We start from the raw sequence: 8,109 nt of genomic DNA, 5'->3' as shown, positions 1-8,109 counted from the left end.
AAGAGATGGTGATGCCAGGTGACAACGTGTCGATCACGGTGAAGTTGATCCACCCGATTGCGATGGAAGAGGGCTTGCGCTTTGCTATCCGTGAAGGTGGCAAGACGGTTGGTGCCGGTGTGGTTGCCAAGATCATTGCTTAATTCGTCAATATAGGGGCGTAGCTTAGTGGTAAAGTAGCGGTTTCCAAAACCGTCGATGGGGGTTCGATTCCCTCCGCCCCTGCCACGCAGCGTTGAAAAGCAGGTGGCTGCCAAGCCCGCCACTCCGGCGGGCTTCTCTGTCTTCTGAGTAATGCGTGTCAATCGCTAAGAAATCCTTGATCCATGTCTGCTGCAAATATTGAAACTGTATCGACCACTGCTGACAAGGCCAAATTGGCCTTGGTGGCGGTGTTGGTCGTGGCTGCGGTTGCTGGGTTTTATGCCTTGGCACCTCAGGGTGTGATCATTCAGTGGTTGGCGTTGCTGGCTGGTTTGATTGCGGCTGTGGTGATGTTTGTGTTGTCTTTGCCTGGGCGCCAGTTGGTGGCTTTTGGCGGAGATGCTTGGCGTGAAGTCAAGAAGGTGGTGTGGCCGACGCGCAAAGAGTCGACGCAGATGACTTTGTATGTGTTTGCCTTCGTGGTGATCATGGCTTTGTTTCTGTGGCTCACCGACAAGACCCTCGAATGGGTGTTTTACGACCTGATTCTGGGCTGGAAAAAATAATGACCGACCTTATCGATACCTCAGCAGTGCCAGCGCCTGCTGCACCTGCCAATCCTGATTTGCGTTGGTATGTGGTGCATGCCTATTCGGGCATGGAAAAGGCTGTGGAACGCAACATCCGCGAAAGCATTGCGCGTGCGGGCATGGACAACAAGTTTGGCCGCATCTTGGTCCCCACGGAAGAGGTGGTGGAGATGAAGAACGGTCAGCGTCGTACCGCTGAGCGTAAATTCTTCCCTGGCTATGTGTTCGTTGAGATGGTGATGGATGACGAGTCGTGGCATTTGGTCAAGCACACCAACAAGGTGACGGGTTTTGTGGGTGGTGCAAAAAACCGCCCTGCACCTATTTCTGAGGCGGAAGTCCAGAAAATCGTGAGCCAAATGCAAGATGGTGTGGACAAGCCGCGTCACAAAGTTGAATTCATGGTGGGTGAGTTGGTGCGCGTCAAGGACGGCCCTTTCACCGACTTCAATGGCTCGGTTGAAGAAGTCAATTACGAGAAAAACAAAGTGCGTGTGTCGGTGACCATTTTTGGTCGCGCCACACCTGTGGAATTGGAATTCGGCCAGGTTGAGAAAACCTGATTGGATTTTTGAGGTTTGGCTTGGTGCTTCCCGACTCGGCGCCAAGTTTTTGAAGTGAGTCGTTAACCCCCGGGGAGCTGAGCGTCCGTAAGGCCTCAAGCGCATGTACCCGCAAGGAGAAAAGCATGGCGAAAAAAATCGTCGGCTTCATCAAGCTGCAAGTGCCAGCTGGTAAAGCCAATCCATCGCCGCCTATTGGTCCCGCATTGGGCCAACGCGGTTTGAACATCATGGAATTCTGCAAGGCGTTCAACGCCCAGACCCAGGGCGTTGAGCCAGGCCTGCCATTGCCAGTGGTGATCACTGCGTTTGCAGACAAGTCCTTCACCTTCATCATCAAGACGCCTCCAGCGACCACCTTGATCAAGAAGGCCATCAAGCTCGACAAGGGTTCTGCGAAGCCACACGTCGACAAAGTGGGCAAGATCACCCGTGCACAGCTTGAAGAAATTGCCAAAGCCAAGATGAGCGACTTGACCGCCGCCGACTTGGACGCCGCCGTGCGCATCATCGCCGGTTCTGCCCGCTCGATGGGCGTGACTGTGGAGGGCGTGTAAATGTCTAAATTGACCAAAAAACAAAAAGCCTTCGAAGGCAAGGTTGACAGCAACAAGCTGTACCCCCTGAGCGCAGCTATTGGCATCGTCAAAGAGTGCGCAACTGCAAAGTTCGATGAATCCATTGACGTGGCCGTCCAGCTTGGCATTGATGCCAAGAAGTCTGACCAGGTGGTGCGTGGCGCTGTCGTGTTGCCCAATGGCACTGGCAAAACTGCTCGCGTCGCTGTGTTTGCACAAGGTGCCAAGGCTGAAGAAGCCAAAGCTGCTGGTGCTGACATTGTGGGTATGGATGACTTGGCTGCCATGGTCAAGGCTGGCGATATGCCGTTTGACGTGGTGATCGCTGCGCCTGACGCCATGCGCGTGGTGGGTACCTTGGGTCAAATTCTGGGCCCACGTGGCTTGATGCCTAACCCCAAGGTCGGCACCGTGACGCCTGACGTTGCAACGGCTGTGAAAAACGCCAAAGCAGGTCAAGTGCAGTTCCGCGTGGACAAGGCCGGTATCGTGCATGCCACCATCGGTCGTCGTTCATTCGACACCGACAAGCTCCAAGGCAACTTGACTGCTTTGGTGGAGGCCTTGAACAAGTCCAAGCCCGCTTCGAGCAAGGGTATTTATCTGCGCAAGCTCGCTGTGTCGTCCACCATGGGCGTTGGTGTTCGCGTAGATACGCAATCTTTGAACGCCTAAGCAGCGTTCAAAAATCTGAGCCATGTGCAAGCAGGGCTCAGGGTGGTGGGCTGATGCGGTACTTCGGTGTTGCGTCAGGTCATCCAAGACCGTTGGTGTGCAACGTGATTGCACTTAATTGAACCGCCAACGCAGATGGCGATCCCGCTGAAATGGATTTTTCCTGACAGTTAGGTCGCTGCAAAAGTGGCGTGTCAAAGAGCAAAAGCTCAATGACACATTTAAAGGAGTAGACCTTGAGTCTGAATCGCAGTGAGAAAGAAGCGGTCGTTTCTGAAGTGACCACGCTCGCCGCTCAAGCTCAAACGCTGGTGATGGCGGAATACCGCGGCATCTCGGTGGCAGACATGACCCAACTGCGCAGCAAAGCGCGCAGCACAGGTGTGACCTTGAGCGTGTTGAAAAACACGCTGGCACGCCGTGCTGTGGCTGGTAGCCAGTTTGAAATTGTCGCCGACCAGATGACCGGTCCGCTGATCTATGGCTTCTCTGTGGATGCTGTGGCTGCCGCTAAGGTGGTGGCTGACTTCGCGAAGACCAACGACAAGTTGGTGATTCGCGCTGGTGCATTTGCAGGTAAGGCCCTGGACGTCGATGGCGTGAAGCAACTCGCAAGCATTCCTTCGAAAGAAGTGTTGCTGGCCCAGTTGTGTGGCTTGTTGATGTCGCCTATGTCTCGCACCGCAGTGGTGTTGGGCGCTTTGGCGGCCAAAAAAGGCGAAGGCGAAGCTGTTGCCGCATAAGGCCAGCTTTTCTGTATTAACCAATTGTTAGGAATTAAAAATGGCATTCGATAAAGACGCATTTTTGACCGCGCTCGACAGCATGACGGTCATGGAACTCAACGACTTGGTGAAAGCCATCGAAGAGAAATTTGGTGTGAGCGCTGCCGCTATGGCCGCTCCTGCTGCTGCTGGCGGTGGCGGTGCTGCTGCGGCTGAAGAGAAGACTGACTTCAACGTCATCTTGCTCGAAGCCGGCGCGAACAAAGTGTCCGTGATTAAAGCGGTGCGTGAACTGACCGGTCTGGGCTTGAAAGAAGCCAAAGACCTGGTTGACGGCGCTCCCAAGGCGGTGAAAGAAGGCGCGCCTAAGGCTGACGCTGAAGCTGCTAAGAAGAAGCTGGAAGAAGCCGGCGCTAAGGTTGAACTGAAGTAATTCGGTTCCCTTTCAAGGCTGGAGTGCTCCGCAAGGGCCTCCAGCCTTTGGTGCTTACAGAGCACACCCAAAAGTCAGTGGAAATTACCCGCAAACTTTTGAGTGTCTTCTGACCCCAACTGCAGAAGATGCCTTGGTTCGGGTTGCGTGCAATGCGCAACCGTCCGCCAACGCTGGTAGAGGCCAGCCGCCAAGCCTGTTGCACGAAGCCCTGATGTGTTTCGTGCAGCAAACAGTTCTGAAAGATCAAGCCCGGAGATCTCATGGCCTACTCATACACCGAACGCAAGCGCATCCGCAAGAGTTTCGGCAGCCGCGACAGCGTGCTGGAAGTTCCTTATTTGTTGCAAATGCAAAAAGACGCGTACACCGCGTTTTTGCAAGCCGACGTTGCGCCTAAGAAGCGCACCCAAGAGGGTTTGCAAGCTGCTTTTGAAGCGGCTTTCCCCATCGTCTCGCACAACGGTTTTGTCGAGATGAAGTACCTCGAGTACAACTTGGCCAAGCCCGCATTTGATGTGCGCGAATGCCAGACGCGTGGTCTGACGTTTTCGTCGGCCGTGCGCGCTCGCGTGCAACTGATCATTTACGACCGTGAGTCGTCGACCCCTCAATCCAAAGTGGTCAAAGAAGTCAAAGAGCAAGAGGTCTACATGGGCGAAGTGCCTTTGATGACCGACAAAGGCTCCTTCATCATCAACGGCACCGAGCGCGTGATCGTGTCTCAGTTGCACCGTTCGCCTGGCGTATTCTTTGAACACGACAAGGGCAAGACCCACAGCTCGGGCAAGCTCTTGTTCAGCGCGCGGATCATCCCTTACCGCGGTTCGTGGCTCGACTTCGAATTCGATCCCAAAGACTTGCTGTACTTCCGTGTCGACCGTCGCCGCAAGATGCCGGTCACGATTTTGTTGAAGGCCATTGGCCTGACGCCTGAAACCATTCTGGCCAACTTCTTCGTGAACGATAACTTCCGCCTGATGGATACCGGCGCACAAATGGAATTTGTGGCCGAGCGTCTGCGCGGCGAAGTGGCGCGCTTTGACATCACCGACAAATCGGGCCAAGTGATTGTGGCCAAAGACAAGCGCGTGACGGCACGTCACACCCGCGAGTTGGAGCAAAGCAACACCACGCACATCAGCGTGCCAGAAGACTTCTTGATTGGCCGTGTGGTGGCCAAGAACATCATCGACAGTGACACGGGTGAATTGATTGCCCGCGCCAATGACGAATTGACCGAAGCGTTGCTCAAAAAATTGCGTGAAGCTGGCGTGCAAGATTTGCAGTGCATCTACACCAACGAATTAGACCAAGGCACGTACATGTCGCAGACGCTGCGCATTGACGAGACCGTGGACGAGTTCGCTGCACGTGTGGCCATCTACCGCATGATGCGCCCTGGCGAGCCACCGACCGAAGATGCCGTGCAAGCCCTGTTCCAGCGCTTGTTCTACAACCCCGACACCTACGATTTGTCGCGCGTCGGTCGCATGAAGTTCAACGCCAAAGTGGGCACTCCCGAATCGACGGGTCCGATGGTCTTGACCAACGACGACATCTTGTCGGTGGTGAAGATTCTGGTGGACTTGCGCAACGGCCGCGGTGAAGTCGATGACATCGACCACTTGGGCAACCGCCGCGTGCGTTGCGTGGGCGAATTGGCTGAAAACCAATACCGCACAGGTTTGGCACGTATCGAAAAAGCCGTGAAAGAGCGTTTGGGCCAAGCTGAGCAAGAGCCGCTCATGCCCCACGACTTGATCAACTCCAAGCCCATCTCTGCCGCACTCAAAGAATTCTTTGGCGCATCGCAGTTGTCACAGTTCATGGACCAGACCAACCCGCTGGCCGAGATCACCCACAAGCGCCGCGTGTCGGCCTTGGGCCCAGGTGGTTTGACCCGCGAACGTGCAGGCTTTGAAGTGCGTGACGTGCACGTGACCCACTATGGTCGCGTGTGCCCGATTGAAACGCCTGAAGGTCCAAACATTGGTTTGATCAACTCACTGGCGCTATACGCTCGCTTGAACGAGTACGGTTTCATTGAAACCCCCTACCGTCGCGTGGTCGACGGCAAGGTGACGATGGACATCGACTACTTGTCGGCCATCGAAGAAGGTAAATACGTCATCGCCCAGGCCAACGCTACGCTGGACAAAGACGGTCAACTCATCGGTGAACTGGTGTCTGCCCGTGCCAACGGTGAATCTATTTTGTGCGGCGCAGAGCGTATCCAGTACATGGACGTGTCGCCAGCGCAGATCGTGTCTGTGGCGGCTTCTTTGGTGCCGTTCCTGGAGCACGATGACGCCAACCGTGCGTTGATGGGTGCCAACATGTCACGTCAAGCCGTGCCTGTGTTGCGTCCTGAAAAACCCATGGTCGGTACCGGTATCGAGCGCGTCGCCGCCATCGACTCTGGCACCGTGGTCACAGCAAGCCGTGGCGGTGTCGTCGACTACGTCGATGCCACCCGTGTGGTGGTGCGTGTGAACGACGCCGAAGCCTTGGCAGGTGAAGTGGGTGTGGACATCTACAACCTCATCAAGTACCAGCGTTCGAACCAAAACACCAACATCCATCAGCGTCCCATCGTCAAACGCGGCGACAAGATTGCCAAGGGTGACGTGATTGCTGACGGCGCATCGACAGACCTGGGCGAGATCGCCATCGGTCAAAACATGTTGATCGCCTTCATGCCTTGGAACGGTTACAACTTCGAAGACTCGATTTTGATCAGCGAGCGCGTGGTGGCTGAAGACCGCTACACCTCGATCCACATCGAAGAACTCGTGGTGATGGCTCGTGACACCAAGCTGGGTGCCGAAGAAATCACGCGTGACATTCCCAACCTGGCAGAGCAACAACTCAACCGTTTGGACGACTCCGGCATCATTTACGTGGGTGCAGAAGTGCAACCTGGCGATACGCTGGTGGGCAAGGTCACGCCAAAAGGCGAAACCACTTTGACGCCAGAAGAGAAACTGTTGCGCGCTATCTTCGGTGAAAAAGCCAGCGACGTGAAAGACACGTCCCTGCGCGTGAGCCAAGGCTCGCAAGGTACTGTGATCGACGTGCAGGTCTTCACCCGTGAAGGCATCGTGCGTGACAAGCGCGCTCAGCAGATCATTGATGACGAACTCAAGCGTTTCCGCTTGGACTTGAACGACCAGCTGCGCATTGTGGAAGCTGATGCGTTTGACCGTATCGAGAAATTGTTGAACGGTAAAACCGCCAACGGGGGCCCGAACAAACTGGCCAAAGGCAGCAAGATCGACAAAGCCTACATGTCTTCTGTTGAGAAGTTCCACTGGTTTGATATCCGTCCTGCGGACGACGAAGTGGCGAGCCAGCTCGAGAGCATCAAAAATGCGATGGAACAAACCCGTCACAGCTTTGACTTGGCCTTTGAAGAAAAGCGCAAAAAGCTCACGCAAGGCGATGAGTTGCCCGCAGGCGTGCTCAAAATGGTCAAGGTGTACTTGGCGGTCAAGCGTCGCTTGCAGCCAGGTGACAAGATGGCCGGTCGCCACGGTAACAAAGGTGTGGTCTCCAAGATCGTGCCGGTCGAAGACATGCCGTTCATGGCCGATGGCACCCCGTGCGACATCGTGCTCAACCCGCTGGGCGTGCCTTCGCGCATGAACGTGGGTCAGGTGCTGGAAGTGCACTTGGGCTGGGCCGGTAAAGGCATTGGTCAGCGCATTGGCAACATGTTGCAAGCAGAAGCCAAAGCCGCAGAACTGCGCACTTTCTTGGAAGAGCTCTACAACGGCACGGGTCGCAAAGAAGACCTGAGCAAGTTGTCGGACGAACAAGTGGTCGAGATGGCAGGCAATCTGACCAACGGTGTGCCTTTCGCTACTCCCGTGTTTGACGGCGCAGGTGAAGAAGAGATTCGCACCATGTTGAAGTTGGCCTACCCAGACGACATCGCCAAAGTCAAAGGACTGACCGCGACGCGTACCCAAGCCAACTTGTTTGATGGCCGTACTGGCGACGCCTTTGAGCGTCCGACCACCATCGGTTACATGCACTTCTTGAAGTTGCACCACTTGGTGGACGACAAGATGCACGCCCGTTCGACCGGTCCTTACAGCTTGGTCACCCAGCAACCGCTGGGCGGCAAGGCACAGTTTGGTGGTCAGCGTTTCGGCGAGATGGAGGTGTGGGCTTTGGAAGCTTACGGCGCCTCTTACACGCTGCAAGAAATGCTCACGGTCAAGTCCGACGACGTGCAAGGCCGTACCAAGGTGTACGAGAGCATCGTCAAAGGCGAACACGCCATCGAAGCGGGCATGCCCGAGTCGTTCAACGTGTTGGTCAAGGAAATTCGTTCGCTCGGTATCGACATCGAACTCGAACGTTCTTAATTCAAGGCTCGAAAGGATTTATAAA

General features: G+C 55.3%; 7 protein-coding genes, 1 tRNA gene and 1 pseudogene. All 9 read left to right on the top strand.

Annotated features, from left to right (window positions below; translation table 11 throughout):
* Positions 1-143 (top strand): annotated as a pseudogene (locus B9Z41_RS11720) (elongation factor Tu); the annotation flags it as partial.
* Positions 144-154: 11 nt separating this feature from the next.
* A tRNA-Trp gene (locus B9Z41_RS11715) sits at positions 155-228 on the top strand.
* A 98-nt stretch (positions 229-326) separates the two neighbouring features.
* On the top strand, positions 327-710 hold the full coding sequence (gene secE / locus B9Z41_RS11710) for a preprotein translocase subunit SecE (RefSeq protein WP_100147241.1): 384 nt from the start codon (positions 327-329) through the stop codon (positions 708-710).
* Positions 710-1,297: a transcription termination/antitermination protein NusG gene (nusG, locus tag B9Z41_RS11705; RefSeq protein ID WP_100147240.1), complete on the top strand. Its 588-nt coding sequence runs from the start codon at positions 710-712 to the stop codon at positions 1,295-1,297. The genes secE and nusG overlap by 1 nt, the downstream gene beginning before the upstream one ends.
* A 125-nt stretch (positions 1,298-1,422) precedes the next feature.
* The gene (rplK, locus tag B9Z41_RS11700) at positions 1,423-1,854 is read left to right on the top strand and encodes a 50S ribosomal protein L11 (RefSeq protein WP_100147239.1); all 432 of its coding nucleotides are present in this window, start codon (positions 1,423-1,425) and stop codon (positions 1,852-1,854) included.
* A complete protein-coding gene (gene rplA / locus B9Z41_RS11695; RefSeq protein WP_100147238.1) occupies positions 1,855-2,550 on the top strand; it encodes a 50S ribosomal protein L1 in 696 nt (231 codons plus the stop codon).
* Between the two features lie 236 nt (positions 2,551-2,786).
* Entirely contained in the window at positions 2,787-3,293 is a 507-nt protein-coding gene (rplJ, locus tag B9Z41_RS11690; RefSeq protein ID WP_100147237.1) for a 50S ribosomal protein L10, read from the top strand.
* Positions 3,294-3,333: 40 nt separating this feature from the next.
* Entirely contained in the window at positions 3,334-3,708 is a 375-nt protein-coding gene (gene rplL / locus B9Z41_RS11685; protein ID WP_100147236.1) for a 50S ribosomal protein L7/L12, read from the top strand.
* Positions 3,709-3,971: 263 nt separating this feature from the next.
* The gene (gene rpoB, locus B9Z41_RS11680; protein ID WP_100147235.1) at positions 3,972-8,084 is read left to right on the top strand and encodes a DNA-directed RNA polymerase subunit beta; all 4,113 of its coding nucleotides are present in this window, start codon (positions 3,972-3,974) and stop codon (positions 8,082-8,084) included.
* Positions 8,085-8,109 lie beyond the last annotated feature (25 nt).

The organism is Limnohabitans sp. JirII-31 (assembly GCF_002778315.1).
GTDB lineage: Bacteria > Pseudomonadota > Gammaproteobacteria > Burkholderiales > Burkholderiaceae_C > Limnohabitans.
The sequence above is the reverse complement of the archived record's forward strand: the minus strand, read 5'-3'. Positions and strand labels throughout refer to the sequence as shown.